The following is a 15,507-nucleotide window of genomic DNA, read 5'->3' on the forward strand; positions in this document are numbered from 1 at the left end:
GGGCCTGGGCCTGAGCGGATGGGCGCAGGCGGGCGAGCTGGTGGTGGCGACAGTGAACAACGGCCACATGATCGAGATGCAGAAGCTGACGAAGCATTTCGAGGCGGCGAACCCGGGCACGACGGTGAAGTGGGTGACGCTGGAGGAGGGGGTGCTGCGGCAGCGTGTGACGACGGACATTGCCACCAAGGGCGGGCAGTTCGACATCATGACGATCGGCATGTACGAGACGCCGATCTGGGGCAAGCGCGGCTGGCTGGTGCCGATCAAGCCGGACGTGAACTACGCGCCGGAAGACCTGCTGCCGCCGATTGCGGCGGGGCTGTCGGTGAACAACACGCTGTATGCGGCGCCGTTCTACGGCGAGAGCTCGATGCTGATGTACCGCAAGGACCTGGTGGCCAAGGCAGGCCTGAGCATGCCGGACCAGCCGACGTGGGAGCAGGTGCGCGAGGTGGCGGCCAAGGTGCACGACCCGAAGGCGGGGGTGTACGGCATGTGCCTGCGCGGCAAGCCGGGCTGGGGCGACAACATGGCGCTGCTGACGACGATGGTGAACACCTTCGGCGGGCAGTGGTTCGACATGGAGTGGAAGCCGCAGCTGACCACGCAGCCGTGGAAGGACGCGATCACGTTCTATGTCGACCTGATGAAGAAGTACGGCCCGCCGGGGGCGTCGGCCAACAGCTTCAACGAGAACCTGGCGCTGTTCAACGAAGGCAAGTGCGGCATGTGGGTGGACGCGACGATCGCGGCGTCGTTCGTGAGCGACCCGAAGCAGAGCAAGGTGGCCGACAAGGTGGCGTTCGCGCAGGCGCCGGTGGCGGTGACGCCCAAGGGGGCGAACTGGCTGTGGGCGTGGGCGCTGGCGATTCCGGCGAGCTCGAAGAAGGTGGACGAGGCGCAGAAGTTCGTGCGCTGGGCGACGTCGCGCGAGTACATCCAGCTGGTGGCCAAGGAGTCGGGCTGGGCGCGGGTGCCGACCGGCACGCGGCGCTCGACGTACACCAACCCCGAGTTCTTGAAGGCGGCGGTGTTCGCGGAAGCCGAGCGCAAGGCGATCTTCTCGGCCAACCCGAACGACAGCACGAAGCCGAAGTCGCCGTATGTGGGCGTGCAGTTTGCGGCGATCCCGGAGTTCCAGGCGATCGGCGTGGCGGTGGGTCAGCAGATGGCCGCGGCGCTGTCGGGCAAGACCACCGTGGACAAGGCGCTCGCCGCCTCGCAGACCGTGGCCGAGCGTGAAATGAAGAAGGCGGGCTACTACAACAAGTAAGCCGCGCAGGGCGGCTCGCCGCTGCCCGTCCCAGCCACGCTGTTCAACCGCGCATTCGCGCGATCCAAGCCTCTGTCCGGCGGCCGGCACTTGCCGCCGGGCCCGTTCCCCAACACACGACTGTTCTCACGGCCGCCGATGGCGTCGCCGGTGGGTGCGCTCGTGCGTGCGGGTCGGCCTTTCCCAAGCGACGGGGGAAGCCCTCACACAGAAAAACCGTCGAAGTGCATACACCACCACATCGGAGAGACTCTCATGAAGACCATCGTTTCCACTGCCGTCGCCACGCTGCTGGCCGGTTTTGCCGCCGCTGCCGGTGCACAGGACGTGCAGCTCTACGGCCGTGTCGACCAGGGCTACCGCTACGACAGCGGCCGCCCGGGTGGCGCCAAGCACCACATCGTCGCCGGCTCGTTCAATGCGTTCGGCTTGAAGGGCGTGGAAGACCTGGGCGGCGGGCTGTCGGCCTTCTTCCACATCGAGCACCGCTTCGACGCAAGCACCGGCGTGGCCAACACGCCGTTCTGGGACGAGATTTCCGTCGTCGGGCTGCGCGGCGGCTTCGGCGAGATCAAGCTCGGCCGCCAGGGCGGGCCGTTCGGTGCGGCCCCGGACCCGGACGCTTTCGGCGGTGATACCGTGGGCGGCCGCGGCGAGCGCAAGGCTGGCGCCGACGACAAGTACAACAACGGCATCGTCTATGGCACGCCCGACTTCAACGGCTTCAGCGCGGCGGTGGGGGCTTCGCTGTCCGAGGGCGCCCCGGGGCTGAAGACCGGCCTCAGCGGCGTGCTGAAGTACGCCGCCGGCCCCTTGACCGCTGCCGTGTCCTTCGCGCGCCGTGCCAACCGCGACCAGGCGTGGGCGCTGGGCGGCACCTACGACTTCGGCGTTGCGAAGGCCCTGCTGGCAGTGGCTCACAACGACGGCGACCACAGCGACGTCGAACGCAGCACCTTCGACCTCGGTGCCATCGTGCCGATGGGCCCGGGCTCGCTGCGCGCGAAGTTCAACCACGACAAGATCGACACCGCGGGCGACGACGTGAAGACGAAAAACCTGGGTGTCGGCTATTGGTATGACATGAGCAAGCGCACGGTGCTGTACACCGACCTCGGCGTGGAGAAGACCGATGGCAGCAAGCGCGTGAACCGCTTCGATGCCGGCATCCGGCACAACTTCTGATCGGGCGAGAGGGGAGAGCGAACCGCCCGGCCGGGGCCGGGCGGCTTGAAGAGGTCGCATCCGCGGCCTTTTTTTTGGTTCACCGGCGCGCCGCCGGCCGCCCGCCCAGGCCTGAACCATGGGTGCGTGCGAGCGCAGGGGTTGCGCCGGACGCCGGTATCCACATGTACCAGGATTGCCCGTATCCGGGGAATTCCTAGCCGAACCCGGCAAAAAAGTACCGGTCTGTGCGCGATCGATATCGGCGGTCCCGGGGGGTGACAGATATCTTTATGCCTACCGACAACGTGATCGGATGCCGTTCCAAACAGAGGAGACACGCATGAAACGCAAATCAATGACTGCGTTGGCGCTGGGCCTGGGCCTGAGCGGATGGGCGCAGGCGGGCGAGCTGGTGGTGGCGACAGTGAACAACGGCCACATGATCGAGATGCAGAAGCTGACGAAGCATTTCGAGGCGGCGAACCCGGGCACGACGGTGAAGTGGGTGACGCTGGAGGAGGGGGTGCTGCGGCAGCGTGTGACGACGGACATTGCCACCAAGGGCGGGCAGTTCGACATCATGACGATCGGCATGTACGAGACGCCGATCTGGGGCAAGCGCGGCTGGCTGGTGCCGATCAAGCCGGACGTGAACTACGCGCCGGAAGACCTGCTGCCGCCGATTGCGGCGGGGCTGTCGGTGAACAACACGCTGTATGCGGCGCCGTTCTACGGCGAGAGCTCGATGCTGATGTACCGCAAGGACCTGGTGGCCAAGGCAGGCCTGAGCATGCCGGACCAGCCGACGTGGGAGCAGGTGCGCGAGGTGGCGGCCAAGGTGCACGACCCGAAGGCGGGGGTGTACGGCATGTGCCTGCGCGGCAAGCCGGGCTGGGGCGACAACATGGCGCTGCTGACGACGATGGTGAACACCTTCGGCGGGCAGTGGTTCGACATGGAGTGGAAGCCGCAGCTGACCACGCAGCCGTGGAAGGACGCGATCACGTTCTATGTCGACCTGATGAAGAAGTACGGCCCGCCGGGGGCGTCGGCCAACAGCTTCAACGAGAACCTGGCGCTGTTCAACGAAGGCAAGTGCGGCATGTGGGTGGACGCGACGATCGCGGCGTCGTTCGTGAGCGACCCGAAGCAGAGCAAGGTGGCCGACAAGGTGGCGTTCGCGCAGGCGCCGGTGGCGGTGACGCCCAAGGGGGCGAACTGGCTGTGGGCGTGGGCGCTGGCGATTCCGGCGAGCTCGAAGAAGGTGGACGAGGCGCAGAAGTTCGTGCGCTGGGCGACGTCGCGCGAGTACATCCAGCTGGTGGCCAAGGAGTCGGGCTGGGCGCGGGTGCCGACCGGCACGCGGCGCTCGACGTACACCAACCCCGAGTTCTTGAAGGCGGCGGTGTTCGCGGAAGCCGAGCGCAAGGCGATCTTCTCGGCCAACCCGAACGACAGCACGAAGCCGAAGTCGCCGTATGTGGGCGTGCAGTTTGCGGCGATCCCGGAGTTCCAGGCGATCGGCGTGGCGGTGGGTCAGCAGATGGCCGCGGCGCTGTCGGGCAAGACCACCGTGGACAAGGCGCTCGCCGCCTCGCAGACCGTGGCCGAGCGTGAAATGAAGAAGGCGGGCTACTACAAATGAGCACCATCGTCACCGCCACACCGGTGACGCCAGCGGCCGAAGCGGAGGGCGCCGCGCCCTCCCGCCGCCCGGCCTCCGGCGCCAGCCGCCTGCTGCCTCGCCTGCTGTTGTCGCCGGCCGTCGTCACGCTGCTGCTGTGGATGCTGGTGCCGCTGCTGATGACGGTGTATTTCTCCACCGTCCGCTACAACCTGCTGAACCCCGGCGACAAACCCTTCGTCGGGCTCGAGAACTTCGAATACTTCGTCACCGACCCTGCCTTCGGCTCGGCGGTATTCAACACCATCGCGCTGCTCGGCTCGGTGATCGTGATCACGCTGGTGCTGGGCGTGGCGCTCGCGCTGCTGGTCAACGAGCCGTTCCCCGGCCGCGGCATCGTGCGCGTGCTGCTGATCTCGCCCTTCTTCGTGATGCCCACGGTCAATGCACTGCTGTGGAAGCACATGATGATGAACCCGATCTACGGCGTGCTGGCGCAGGTGGCCCGCTTCTTCGGGTTGGAGCCGGTGGACTGGCTCACCGACCTGCCGCTGTTCTCGATCATCGTGATGATCTCGTGGCAGTGGTTGCCGTTCGCCTGCCTGATCTTCATCACCTCGCTGCAGTCGCTCGACCGCGAACAGATGGAAGCGGCCCGCATGGACGGCGCCAACGCGCTGCAGCGCTTCTGGTACCTGGTGCTGCCGCACCTGGGGCGGCCGATGGCGGTGGTCGTGATGATCGAGATGATCTTCCTGATGAGCGTGTTCGCCGAGATCTACACGACGACCAGCGGCGGCCCGGGATACGCGAGCACCAACGTCGCCTTCCTGATCTTCACGCAGGCGCTGATGAACTTCGACGTCGGCGTGGCGTCGGCCGGTGCACTGTTCGCGGTGGTGCTGGCCAACATCGCAGCCGTCTTCCTGATCCGCATGGTCGGCAAAAACCTGGACCGGTGAGGCCCGCATGACCCACACCCCACCTATCACCCTGATCGCGCGCACCATCGCGGCCTGGAGCGCCACGCTGCTGCTGTTCTTTCCGCTGCTGTGGATGCTGCTGACCGCGTTCAAGACCGAGATGCAGGCCATCTCCATCCCGCCGGAGCTCTTCTTCACGCCCACGCTGGAGAGCTTTGCCGAGGTGAACCTGCGCAGCGACTACGCGCTGTATGCACGCAACTCGCTGATCACCAGCGTGGTGTCGACGCTGCTGGGGCTGCTGATCGCCGCGCCCGCGGCGTATTCGATGGCCTTCTTCCGCACCCGGCACACCAAGGACCTGCTGATGTGGATGCTGTCGACCAAGATGATGCCGGCGGTCGGCGCACTGGTGCCGATCTACGTGCTGTCGCAGTGGAGCGGCCTGCTCGACACGCTGACCGGCCTGACCATCGTCTTCACGCTGTCCAACCTGCCCATCATGGTGTGGATGCTGTACTCGTGCTTCAAGGACATCCCCAACGACATCCTCGAAGCCGCGCGCATGGACGGTGCCAATGTGTGGCACGAGTTCCGCCACGTCGTGCTGCCGCTGTCGGTCGGCGGCTTTGCGTCCACCGGGCTGTTGTGCCTGGTGCTGGCCTGGAACGAGGCGTTCTGGTCGCTCAACCTCACGTCGGCACAAGCCGGCACGCTGGCCGCGCTGATCGCGTCGTACTCCAGCCCCGAAGGCCTGTTCTGGGCCAAGTTGTCCGCCGCCTCGGTGCTGGCGATCGCGCCCATCGTCGTGTTCGGCTGGTTCAGCCAGAAGCAGCTGGTGCAGGGTTTGACCTTCGGCGCCGTGAAGTGACGCGCCTCGTATACGGAGACATCAACATGGCTTTCCTTCAACTGCGCGGCGTCGAGAAGTTCTTCGGCCCGCACCGCGCGATCAAGGGCGTGGACCTGTCCATCGAGCCCGGCGAGTTCATCGTGTTCGTCGGACCCTCGGGTTGCGGCAAGTCGACGCTGCTGCGCCTGATCGCCGGTCTGGAGCACATCGACGGCGGCAGCCTGCACCTCGACGGGCGCGACATCACGCGGCTGCCATCGGCCAAACGCGACCTGGCGATGGTGTTCCAGTCATATGCGCTGTACCCGCACATGAGCGTGTTCGACAACATGTCGTTCGCACTGAAGCTCGCCGGGGTCGACAAGGCCACCATCAAGGACAAGGTCGAGCACGCCGCCAAGACACTGAATCTCGAGCGCTACCTGCACCGCACCCCGCGCGAGCTGTCGGGCGGGCAGCGCCAGCGCGTCGCGATCGGCCGCGCCATCGTGCGCTCGCCGAAAGTGTTCCTGTTCGACGAGCCGCTGTCCAACCTCGACGCCGCGCTGCGCGGGCAGACGCGCGTCGAAATCGCCAAGCTGCACCGCGAGCTGGGCGCCACCACCATCTATGTGACGCACGACCAGGTCGAGGCGATGACGCTGGCCGACCGCGTCGTGGTGCTGCGCGACGGCGCCATCGAGCAGGTCGGCTCGCCGCTGGAGCTGTACGACCGGCCGGCCAACCAGTTCGTCGCCCAGTTCATCGGCACGCCGCAGATGAACCTGCTGGCGGCCGAGGCCGTGCCGCAGTTCGGCACCGACGGTGGATCGCGGGTGCCGCCCGGCGGTTCTGTCGGCGTGCGGCCCGAAGCCGTGTTCGTGCGCCCGCGCGGCGCCGGCCGGCTGCAGGCCCGCGTCGAGCTGGTCGAGGCACTCGGCGCCGACACCTTGATCCACGCCGAAGCCGGTGGCGTGCAGCTGATTGCACGCCAGAGCGAGCGCACGCAGCTGCGCCCCGGCGACGAGATCGGCGTGGACATCGACGCCTCGGCGCTGCATTTCTTCGACCGGGACGGCCGCGCGCTGCGCCCGGCCGTGTGACCCCTACACCTGCTTGCGCGATGTCATCTTCCAACACCGCCATTTCGCTCTTGCCCGACCGGCTCGTGATGCTGCACCTGGGGCTGGGCTCCTTTCACCGCGCGCACCAGGCGGTCTACCTGCACCGGCTCATCGCCAGCGGCGACGAACGCTGGGTGCTGGCAGGCGGCAACCTGCGCCCCGACATGGCCGACACGCTGACCGCGCTGGCGGGGCAAGGCGGTCGCTACACGCTGGAGACCGTCACCCCCGACGGCACCCGCGACTATGAATGGATCACGTCGATCCGCCACGTGCTGCCCTACGAGCCGTCGCTGGCCGGGCTGATCGACGTCGGTGCCGACCCGCGCACCCGCATCATCTCGTTCACGGTGACCGAGGGCGGCTACTACCTCGACGGGCGGAACCGGCTCGACCTGTCCAACGCCGAACTTGCGTCTGACCTCGACGGGCGCACGCAGCAGACCGTCTACGGCGGGGTGGCGGCGATCCTGCGCGAGCGCATGCGCCGCGACGCCGGCCCGGTGAGCCTGCTGAACTGCGACAACCTGCGCCACAACGGCGAGCGTTTCCGCGCCGGCCTGCTCGAATTCCTGGAGCGGCGCGACGAGCCCGGGCTGCTCGACTGGGTGGCGGCGCACACCACCTGCCCGAACGGCATGGTCGACCGCATCACGCCGCGGCCGTCGCCCGACGTTGCCGAGCGGGTGCGGCTGGTCACCGGCCGGCACGACGCGGTGCCGGTGATGGGCGAAAGCTTCATCCAGTGGGTGATCGAGGACGACTTCTGTGCCGGCCGCCCGGCCTGGGAGACGGTGGGCGTCCAGATGGTGGCGTCGGTGCAGCCTTACGAAGAGGCCAAGATCCGCATCCTCAACGGCACGCACAGCTGCATCGCATGGGCCGGCACGCTGGCGGGCTGTCACTTCATCCATGAGGGCCTGAGCGTGCCGGCGATCCGCCGCATGGCGATGGACTACGTGACCGACGACGTGATCCCGTGCCTGCACTCCCCCGAGAGTCCCAGCCCGATCGACCTCGCGGCGTACCGCGACACCGTGCTGGCGCGCTTCGGCAACGCTGCGATCCGCGACACCAACCAGCGCGTCGCGATGGACGGCTACTCCAAGATCCCGGGGTTCATCGCGCCCACCGTGCGCGAGCGCCTGGCGGCCGGGCAGCCGATCGCGGGCGTCGCGCGGCTGCCGGCGCTGTTTCTCGCCTTCCTGCAGCGCTGGCACCGGGACGAGCTGCCCTATGCCTACCAGGACCAGGGCATGGACCCGGCGGCGGCCCGCGCCATCTGCGCGAGCGCCGACCCGGTCGCGGCGCTGTGCGCCGACCCGGTGCTGTGGCACGAACTGGCGGGCGATGCCCGACTGACCGCAGCGGTGCGTGGCGCGTTCGACGAAGTGCACACGACATTTGCAGGAGCATTGCATGGCTGACAGCCAGAGATTGAAGGACCGTCACGCGCTGATCACCGGCGCCGCAGGAGGCATCGGCCTGGCGGTGCTGGAGGCCTATCTGCGCGAGGGCGCCCGGTGCACCGCGGCCGACCTGCCGAGCGAGCCACACCCGGCGATCGCCGGCCTGATCGAGCGCTACCCGGCACAACTGCACTATGTGAGTGCCAACGTCTCGCTCGGCGAGTCGATCGACGCGATGATGGCCGCTGCACGCGGGCGTTTCGGGCCGGTCGCGGTGCTCTTCAACAACGCCGCCATCTTCGACATGGCGCCGCTGCTGGAGTCCGACGAGCGCATGTACGAGCGGCTGTTCGACGTCAACGTCAAGGGCATGTTCTTCGTGATGCAGGCCGTGCTGCGGCAGATGATCGAGGCCGACCTCAAGGGCAGCGTGATCAACCTGGCCTCGCAGGCCGGGCGCCGCGGCGAGGCGCTGGTGTCGCACTATTGCGCCAGCAAGGCGGCGGTGATCAGCTACACGCAGTCGGCGGCGCTGGCGATGGCGCCCTACGGCATCCGCGTCAACGGCATCGCGCCGGGCGTGGTCGACACGCCGATGTGGGACCAGGTCGATGCGCTGTTCGCGCGCTACGAACGGCTGGCGCCGGGCGAGAAGAAGGTGGCGGTTGGCAAGGCCGTGCCGCTCGGCTACATGGGCCGGCCGGCCGACATGGCCGGCGCGGCGGTGTTTCTCGCGAGCGACGAGGCTTCGTACATTACCGCACAGACATTGAACGTCGATGGCGGTAGTGTGATGAGCTGAACCGAACGACATCAAGGACCGGCAGGAGCGGGCACATGAACCTTCATCGTCCTCGCGCCCCCGAGCTCGAACACGAGCTGGCACGCAACCCCCAGCTCGGCTATGAGCCGCAGGGCAGCTTCGGCAGCGTGCGCTGCCTCGAACACGGGTTTCCGAACCAGCTGGTGCGCTGGCACTACCATGAGGAGTACGAGCTGCACCTCATCGTCGCGACGCGCGGCAAGGTGTTCGTCGGTGACTACATCGGGCATTTCGAGCCCGGCCACCTGGTGCTGACCGGCCCACGCCTGCCGCACAACTGGATCTCCACCGACACGCCCGCGGAAGGCGTGCCGCTGCGCGACGTGGTGCTGCAGTTCCCCGACGCGCCGATCCGCGACGCCACCGACACGCTGCCCGAGCTGCGCGACGTGCTGCCGATGTTCGAGCGCGCCCGCTACGGCGTCGAGTTCTTCGGCATGAGCCAGCAGGTGCGCGAGCGTTTCCAGCGCATCAAGGAAAGCCACGGCGTGAAGCGGCTGGGTCGCTTCCTCGAGCTGCTCGGCGAACTGGCGAGCTGCACCGACTACCGCCTGCTGTCGACCGTGCAGCTGCAGAGCACCGAGGACGACTCGACGCTCGCGCGCATCAGCAGCATCGTCGACTACATCACCGAGCACTGCACCGAGCCGCTGTCGCTGCCCGAGGTCAGCGCGCGCGTCGGCATGACGCCCAGCCAGTTCTCGCGCTTCTTCAGCCGCGCCACCGGCAACACCTTCACCGACTTCGTCAACCGGCTGCGCATCAACAAGGCCTGCCAGCTGCTGATGGAGACCGACCGCTACATCACCAACGTGTGCTACGACGTCGGCTTCAACAACGTCGCCAACTTCAACCGCCGCTTCCTGCAGATCAAAGGGGTGACGCCGAAAGAGTTCAGGCGCCAGGCCGAAGCACGCTTCGGCCAGCCGGCCTGACGCGCGTCGGCCGGCCGCACCTCACTTCGCAGCGGCTTGGCCGCCGGCCTGCCGCATTTCGGCCTCGGCCATCTTCTGCGCCGCCGAGAGCGCCTCGTCGACCGACATCTGCCCCTCCAGTGCCGCGCCGATGCGCCGGCCGGTCTCGTTGCCGATGGCCTGGAACTCCGGGATCGACGCGAACTGCACGCCGACGTAGGGGGACTTCGGCAGCGTGCTGTTGCCGGGGTCGGTGAAGGCGATCGCCATCGCTTCGTGGAAGGCGAAGCCGGCTGCCTGCAGGAACTCGGGGCGCTTGTAGGTCGAGGTGCGCGTGCCGGTCGGGATGCGCGCCCAGCCATCGGTGCGCGCGACGAGTTCGATGTATTCGCGCGACGTGGCCCAGTTGACGAAGCGTTGCGCCGCGTCCGCCCGGGTGGTGCCGGCCGGTATGGCCAGGGACCAGGCCCACAGCCAGCTCGCACCCTTGGGCGTCACGGCCGTGGGCGCCTGCGCGAACGCCACCTTGTCGGCCACCTTGCTCTGCTTCGGATCGCTGACGAACGACGCAGCAATGGTGGCGTCGATCCACATGCCGCATTTGCCGGCGTTGAACAGCGCGAGGTTCTCGTTGAAGCTGTGGTGTGCCGGCTGCGGTGGGCCGTAGTTCTTCAGCAGGTCGACGTAGAAACCGATGGCGCGCTTCCACGGTTCGCTGTCGATGCGAGGGCGCCACGACATGTCGAACCACTGCCCGCCGAAGGTGTTCACCATCGTCGTCAGCAGCGCCATGTTGTCGCCCCAGCCCGGCTTGCCGCGCAGGCAGATGCCGTAGACGCCGGCAGCCGGGTCGTGCAGCTTGGCCGCCACCTTTTTCACCTCGTCCCAGGTCGGCTGGTAGGACAGCGCGGCGCCGGCCTTGTGCAGCAGGTCGCGGCGGTACATCAGCATCGAGCTTTCGCCGTAGAAGGGGGCGGCGTAGAGCTTGCCGTCCAGCGACAAGCCCTTGCGCATCGCCGGCAGCAGGTCCCCGGCGTCGTATCGGTCGTCGGGTTGGAACGGGCGCAACCAGCCCTTGCGCGCCCAGATCGGCACTTCGTACATGCCGATGGTGACGACGTCGTACCGGCCGCCCTTGCCGGCGATGTCGGCGCTGACCTGCTCGCGCAGGTCGCCTTCGCTCAGCGTGACCCACTTCACCCGGATGCCCGGGTTTGCTTTCTCGAAGTGCGGCGTCAACGCCTGCATCCGGATCATGTGGCCGTTGTCGACCGTGGCGATCGAAAGTTCGACGGCACCCGCGCCCGGCGGGACCAGCAGCGCGGCGCCCAGCGCCCAGGGGTGGAGCTTCATGCCTGTCTCCTCCTCTTTCTCGAGAGGTACTACGGGGAGACGAAGTTACGCCGGTGCCGGCTGTTGCAGTGATACGCGCTGCAGCCAAGTTCCACCTTCTATTGCGATGAAGCCGCGGGGTTCCACCGAAGGGGGCACCCGGGGGGAGCGCCGTCAGCGTCGACGCGGCGGCGCGGCGCGTCGAGGGCTGCCGCGGTAGGCGCGCCACAGCTTGCCGGCCAGGCCGGAGGTGATCGCGAAGACGAGAAGTTTGCGCATGAACATGGAGGGTTCTCCTTGAGGATGGCGACAGGCTGCCACGGGCACGCGCCGGACGATGTCGGCCCCCCGGACGGCAGGGTGTCGGCGCCGGACGACGCAGGGCAGCAGGGACAAGCGCGTGTGCGGGCCGCCACGCTGGTATCGTCGCTGCATGCCTCGCGCTTCACTTCTCCTGGGGCTGGCGGCCGCGCTGCTGAGCGGCGCCGGCGCAGCCGCTGCACAACCTGCCGGGGCCCGGGTGCCCGACACCATCGCCGAGCGGGTGCGTGCCTGCACCGTGTGCCACGGCAAGGAAGGCCGGGCCACCAACGAAGGCTATTTCCCGCGCATCGCCGGCAAGCCCGCCGGCTACCTCTACCAGCAACTGCTCAATTTCCGCGAGGGCCGGCGCCATTACGCGCTGATGACCTACCTGGTCGAGCACCTGAGCGACGACTACCTGATGGAGATCGCGCAGTACTTTTCTGCGCTGGACCTTCCCTATCCGCCGCCGCAAACCGTGGCCGCCGCACCCGAGGTGCTCGCACGCGGCGAAGCGCTGGTGTTGCGCGGAGACCCGGCGCGCCGGCTGCCGGCGTGTGTCCAGTGTCACGGCGAGGCGCTGATGGGCGTGAGCCCGGCGGTCCCCGGCCTGCTCGGCCTGCCGCGCGACTACCTCAACGGCCAGTTGGGCGCTTGGAAGACCGGGCAGCGCCGCGCCGCCGCACCGGATTGCATGGCGAAGATCGCCGCGGCGCTGACGCCCGACGAGATCGCCTCGGTCTCGACGTGGCTGTCGTCGCAGCCGGTGCGTGCAGGTGCCAAGCCGGCCGGCGCTCTGCCGGGCCGGTTGCCGATGCCTTGCGGTGGCGTGTCCACCGAGGAGGCGGCGCGATGAAGCGGCGCTGGCGCCATGCACTGATCGGCGTGCTGGCGGTGTGCGTGCTGGCTGCGGCGGCTGTCTGGGCGCTCAACCAGCGCGACGAGTCGCCGGTGCGCGAGCACCAGCGTTTCGCGCCGACGCCGGCGCAGATCGAACGCGGCCGCTATCTGGCAAGCGCCGGCAACTGCGTCGCCTGCCACACCGCGCGCGGCGGTGCCGAATACGCTGGCGGGCGCGGCATCGACACGCCGTTCGGCACCCTCTATGCCAGCAACCTGACGCCGGACGCCGACACCGGCCTGGGCCGCTGGACGCCCGACCACTTCTGGCGCGCGCTGCACAACGGGCGCTCGCGCGACGGGCGCCTGTTGTACCCGGCTTTTCCGTACCCCAACTACACGCAGGTCACCCGCGAGGACGCCGACGCGCTGTTCGCCTTCTTGCTGAGCCTGCCGCCGGTGGCCCAGGAAAACCGGCCGCATGCGCTGCGCTTCCCGTACAACCTGCAGGCGTCGCTGGCCGTCTGGCGGGCCTTGTTCTTCTCGCCCGGCGAGTTCGAGCCGCAGCCCGGCAAAACGGCTGCCTGGAACCGTGGGGCCTATCTGGTGCGAGGCCTCGGCCACTGCACGGCCTGCCACGGTGCACGCAACCTGTTCGGTGCGATCGGCGGTGGGCTGGAACTCGGCGGCGGGCTGATTCCGATGCAGAACTGGTATGCACCGTCGCTCGCGGCCGCGCAGGAAGCGAGCGTCGCGGCCTGGGACGCCGCCCACGTCGCACAGCTGTTGAAGACCGGCGTCTCGCCGCAGGCGTCGGTGATGGGGCCGATGGCCGAAGTGGTGTTTCGCAGCACGCAGCATCTGAGCGACGCCGACGCGCAGGCGATGGCCGTGTTCCTGAAAGACCTGCCGCAGGCGCCGCCACCCGAGCCGCGCGACGAGCCCATCGTGCGCGACCGGGAGCAGATGTCACGCGGCGGCAAGCTCTACGAGCAGCACTGCGCGCAGTGCCATGGCGAGTCGGGCGAAGGCGCCGCCGGTGCCTACCCGCGGCTGGCCGGCAACCGCGCGGTGACGATGGCCGTGCCCGCCAACCTGATCCGCGTGGTGCTCAGTGGTGGGTACCCGCCAGCGACGACGGGCAACCCGCGGCCCTACGGCATGCCGCCGTTCAGCCAGGTGTTGAACGACGCCGACGTGGCCGCGGTCGTCACCTACGTGCGCGGGGCCTGGGGCAACGACGCCGAACCGGTGTCGCACTTCGACGTCTACCGGAACCGGCGCGGCGCGGCGAATTGAGGCGCTCAAGCCGCCGCGAGCATCGAGCCGCGGCACTCGGCGGCTCCGCAGCAGCACACGAACGCCGACGGTTCCGGCGCCTCGGCGTCGAGCGAATAGTCGAGGAACAGCTCCTCGCCGGGCTCGATATCGTGCAGCGTCTCGATGCAGATCACCGGGACGCCGTCGTCGCCGTCGACCTCGTAGGCCGCGCAGTTCGGTGCACAGGAGTGATTGATGTGCTGCGTCGCGTTGCCGCCTTCGGAGCCGTCGATCAGCGAGCCGTCGGACAGGCCGAAGACGTAGGTCAGCGACTGGTTCCAGCGGCGTGATTTCGCCTCGGCTTCCGAGTAGCGCCGCCCTTCGTAGGTGCCGATCACGCGGCCGGCGGGCAGGGGGCGCAGCGCGAAGACACCGAGGCCGTGCACCGGGCTGTTGCGCACTTGAACGTGGTGGAGCAGGGTGGCCGGAGCGGTCGCCGGTTCGGCCTGGAATGCTTGCGTCGTCATCGAGGATGCGGTGGGGGAAAGGCGCGCATTCTCGCTGCGCCTCGCAGGCGTGGCGCAGGTATCCCTACAAAGTTTCGGGCACCATGCCGGGGCAGTGCGCTGCAACCGCGCAGCGCCGGCCTTACCATCGCGGCGGACCGACTTTCCCGCACGAGGCAGGCATGCAAACACCGTCACCCCCAGGGCCGCGCGACGGCCGCCGCTGGAAGATCGCCGTGATGGGCGCCGGCGCCGTCGGCTGCTACTACGGCGGCATGCTCGCGCGCGCCGGTCACGAGGTGGTGCTGATCGGCCGGCCCGAGCACGTGCAGGCGATCGAGCGCGAGGGCCTGCGCCTGGAGACACGTGCCTTCGACGAACGCGTGCGGCTGGCGGCAAGTACCGAGGCGAGCGCCGTGCAAGGTGCGCACCTGGTGCTGTTCTGCGTGAAGTCCACCGACACCGAAGCCGCGGGTGAGCAGATGAAGCGCAGCCTCGCCCCTGACGCCTTGCTGCTCAGCCTGCAGAACGGTGTCGACAACGCCGACCGCTTGCGCGCGGTGGTCACGCAGGAAGTGGCCGCCGCGGTCGTCTACGTCGCCACCGAGATGGCCGGTCCCGGGCATGTCAGGCATCACGGTCGCGGCGAACTGGTGATCGAGCCGTCCAGCACCGGTGCGGCGGTCGCGCAGATGCTGGCCGGCGCCGGTGTGCCGACCGAGATTTCGGACAACGTGCGCGGCTCGCTGTGGGCCAAGCTGGTCCTCAACTGCGCCTACAACGCGCTGTCGGCGGTTTCGCAGCTGCCGTATGGCCGTCTGGTGCAGGGCGATGGCGTCGAGGCGGTGATGCACGACGTGGTGGCCGAATGCCTCGCCGTGGCCCGTGCCGACGGCGTGCAGGTGCCCGGCGAGGTTGCCGTGGCGGTGCGCCGTATCGCCGAGACCATGCCGGCGCAATACTCGTCGACCGCGCAAGACCTGGCGCGCGGCAAACGCACCGAAATCGACCATTTGAACGGCCTGGTGGTACGACGCGGCGAGGCGCTCGGCGTGCCGACGCCGGCCAACCGCGTGCTGTACACGCTGGTGAAGCTGATCGAAGGCAAGCAGGCGTCAGCGTGAGCGTGCCGCCGCGGCGGCGGGCGAGGACTTTTTACACCGCGGTGTAGCCC

General features: G+C 68.4%; 14 protein-coding genes. 12 read left to right on the plus strand and 2 right to left on the minus strand.

Features of this window, described 5'->3' with window-relative positions; all coding sequences use genetic code 11:
- The first annotated feature begins 4 nt into the window (after window positions 1-4).
- The 9 genes from M8A51_RS11280 (at window position 5) to M8A51_RS11320 (ending at window position 10,113) form a co-directional block, all read left to right on the plus strand.
- Window positions 5-1,276, plus strand: coding sequence for an ABC transporter substrate-binding protein (locus M8A51_RS11280; protein ID WP_251778861.1), 1,272 nt, complete (start codon window positions 5-7; stop codon window positions 1,274-1,276).
- 255 nt (window positions 1,277-1,531) lie between these two features.
- Complete coding sequence (locus M8A51_RS11285; protein WP_251778465.1) at window positions 1,532-2,461, plus strand: porin; 930 nt, start codon at window positions 1,532-1,534, stop codon at window positions 2,459-2,461.
- A 322-nt stretch (window positions 2,462-2,783) separates the two neighbouring features.
- Window positions 2,784-4,088, plus strand: a complete 1,305-nt coding sequence (locus tag M8A51_RS11290) for an ABC transporter substrate-binding protein (RefSeq protein WP_251778466.1) — start codon at window positions 2,784-2,786, stop codon at window positions 4,086-4,088.
- Window positions 4,089-4,228: 140 nt separating this feature from the next.
- Entirely contained in the window at window positions 4,229-5,029 is an 801-nt protein-coding gene (locus M8A51_RS11295; protein ID WP_251778862.1) for a carbohydrate ABC transporter permease, read from the plus strand.
- 7 nt (window positions 5,030-5,036) lie between these two features.
- Window positions 5,037-5,861: a carbohydrate ABC transporter permease gene (locus tag M8A51_RS11300; RefSeq protein WP_251778468.1), complete on the plus strand. Its 825-nt coding sequence runs from the start codon at window positions 5,037-5,039 to the stop codon at window positions 5,859-5,861.
- Between the two features lie 26 nt (window positions 5,862-5,887).
- The gene (locus M8A51_RS11305; protein ID WP_251778470.1) at window positions 5,888-6,925 is read left to right on the plus strand and encodes an ABC transporter ATP-binding protein; all 1,038 of its coding nucleotides are present in this window, start codon (window positions 5,888-5,890) and stop codon (window positions 6,923-6,925) included.
- Window positions 6,926-6,993: 68 nt separating this feature from the next.
- Window positions 6,994-8,373 (plus strand): D-arabinitol 4-dehydrogenase, encoded by a 1,380-nt coding sequence (gene dalD, locus M8A51_RS11310; RefSeq protein ID WP_251778863.1) that lies wholly within the window; start codon window positions 6,994-6,996, stop codon window positions 8,371-8,373.
- Window positions 8,366-9,157, plus strand: coding sequence for an L-iditol 2-dehydrogenase (locus M8A51_RS11315; RefSeq protein ID WP_251778472.1), 792 nt, complete (start codon window positions 8,366-8,368; stop codon window positions 9,155-9,157). Before dalD ends, M8A51_RS11315 begins: the two co-directional genes overlap by 8 nt.
- A 35-nt stretch (window positions 9,158-9,192) precedes the next feature.
- Window positions 9,193-10,113, plus strand: coding sequence for a helix-turn-helix domain-containing protein (locus M8A51_RS11320; RefSeq protein WP_251778474.1), 921 nt, complete (start codon window positions 9,193-9,195; stop codon window positions 10,111-10,113).
- A gap of 21 nt (window positions 10,114-10,134) precedes the next feature.
- Here the strand turns inward: M8A51_RS11320 and M8A51_RS11325 are convergent, their stop codons facing one another.
- Window positions 10,135-11,445: an ABC transporter substrate-binding protein gene (locus tag M8A51_RS11325; protein ID WP_251778476.1), complete on the minus strand. Its 1,311-nt coding sequence runs from the start codon at window positions 11,443-11,445 to the stop codon at window positions 10,135-10,137.
- 412 nt (window positions 11,446-11,857) lie between these two features.
- Here M8A51_RS11325 and M8A51_RS11330 point away from each other — a divergent pair, with 412 nt between their 5' ends.
- Together M8A51_RS11330 and M8A51_RS11335 are read left to right on the plus strand one after the other, a co-directional pair.
- A complete protein-coding gene (locus M8A51_RS11330) occupies window positions 11,858-12,583 on the plus strand; it encodes a c-type cytochrome (protein WP_251778478.1) in 726 nt (241 codons plus the stop codon).
- Complete coding sequence (locus M8A51_RS11335) at window positions 12,580-13,866, plus strand: cytochrome c (protein WP_251778480.1); 1,287 nt, start codon at window positions 12,580-12,582, stop codon at window positions 13,864-13,866. The genes M8A51_RS11330 and M8A51_RS11335 overlap by 4 nt, the downstream gene beginning before the upstream one ends.
- 5 nt (window positions 13,867-13,871) lie before the next feature.
- Here M8A51_RS11335 and M8A51_RS11340 read toward each other — a convergent pair whose 3' ends face one another.
- Window positions 13,872-14,354 carry an SET domain-containing protein gene (locus M8A51_RS11340; protein ID WP_251778482.1) on the minus strand — a complete coding sequence of 161 codons (483 nt, stop codon included), beginning with the start codon at window positions 14,352-14,354 and terminating at the stop codon, window positions 13,872-13,874.
- 161 nt (window positions 14,355-14,515) lie between these two features.
- On the opposite strand from M8A51_RS11340, the gene M8A51_RS11345 reads away from it, so the two are divergent.
- Entirely contained in the window at window positions 14,516-15,457 is a 942-nt protein-coding gene (locus M8A51_RS11345; RefSeq protein ID WP_251778484.1) for a ketopantoate reductase family protein, read from the plus strand.
- Window positions 15,458-15,507 lie beyond the last annotated feature (50 nt).

The sequence above is a fragment of the Caldimonas mangrovi genome, assembly GCF_023721835.1.
GTDB classification, from domain to species: Bacteria; Pseudomonadota; Gammaproteobacteria; order Burkholderiales; family Burkholderiaceae_C; genus Caldimonas; species Caldimonas mangrovi.